The following is a 1,309-nucleotide window of genomic DNA, read 5'->3' as shown; positions in this document are numbered from 1 at the left end:
TGAATCGGCCTGACTTTCGTTCCTATCGGGAGCCTTGTCCGGCAGGGGCCGGGTGGGCTGATTCCAGGCCAGCGTAATACGTGTGCTCGACCTCGACTGGGGTGCGCATGTCGAGCTCTCCGTGAAGGCGCTGGTTGTTCCACCACCACACGTATTCGAGCGTGGCGAGTTCGACTTGCTCGACCGTCCGCCAGGGGCCTCGTTGTCGGATGAGTTCGGTCTTGTAGAGGTTGTTGATCGCCTCGGCGAGGGCATTGTCGTAGCTGTCGCCGACGGTCCCGGTGGAGGGGACAGCGCCGAGTTCGACGATGCGGTCCGTGTAGACCATCGACATGTAATTCGATCCGTGGTCCGAGTGATGCGTCAGACCGGTTAGATCACCGCCGGCGTCCCACGCAGCCATATCGAGCGCCTGCATCGGCAGGATCTCCGCCTTCAGGGTCGCCGCGACGTTCCAGCCGACGATGCGCCTGGAGTAGACATCGGTGACGAACGCGACGTAAGCGAACCCGGACCAGGTGGCGACATAGGTCACGTCGCAGACCCAGAGTCGGCGAGGACCGTCAGCGGTGAACCGTCGATTGACGAGATCCGTCGGCCGCTGCAGCGCGGGATCGGACTTCGTTGCAAACACCCGCTTGGGCTTTCGGACTCCGCGGACGCCGGCGAGCCGCATGAGACGTTCGGTCTGATCCCGGCCGATGACCCATCCCTGGCGTCGCATCAGCGCATGCATCTTCCTGCGCCCGTAGACGCCGTAGTTCTCCGCATGCAGCCGGGCTATCTCGGGAACCAGCAGATCATCCTGCAACCGTCTGGCGGACGGGGGCCTCTTCACCGCGGCTCGATAGCCGCGCGAGGTGAGGAATCCTCTCACTGCTGGTCGCAGGACCTGGCAGATGAGCTCGACCCCGAAACGATCCCGGTGTTCGTTGATGAACCGGATCATCTCGTCGAGGGGTGGTCGAGCTCCTTCGCGAAAAAGATGCTCGCAGCCTTGAGGATCTCGTTCGCCTTCCGCAGCTCCGAGACCTCCTTCTGCAGCCGCTTGATCTCCGCAGCGGCCTCGGTCGTGACCCCGGGCTTCACCCCGGCGTCGACCTCGGCCCGGCGCTGCCACAGCCGCAACGTCTCCGGACTCATCCCGAGTAGCCCGGCCACATGGCGCACGGCGCTCATCATCGTCGGGTGGGACGGCCGCGTCTCCGCGAGCATCCGCAGCGCCCGCTCACGCATCTCCGGTGAATACTTCCTGTTCATCGTCTTCCATCCTTGCTTGAAGAACGGAACGAAAGTCAGGCCGATTCAG

Annotated in this window: 1 protein-coding gene; it reads right to left on the bottom strand. The window is 63.9% G+C overall.

Annotated elements, in window-relative coordinates; all coding sequences use genetic code 11:
• Positions 1-22: 22 nt before the first annotated feature.
• Positions 23-1,260, bottom strand: a protein-coding gene (locus ACWAUG_RS13570) for an IS3 family transposase (RefSeq protein ID WP_460802831.1) whose coding sequence is annotated in 2 segments (ribosomal slippage) — positions 23-981 and positions 981-1,260 — 1,239 coding nt in all. Because the reading frame shifts where the segments join, the coding sequence is not laid out codon by codon here.
• Positions 1,261-1,309: the final 49 nt, after the last annotated feature.

The organism is Microbacterium sp. GXF6406 (assembly GCF_054798215.1).
The sequence above is the reverse complement of the archived record's forward strand: the minus strand, read 5'-3'. Positions and strand labels throughout refer to the sequence as shown.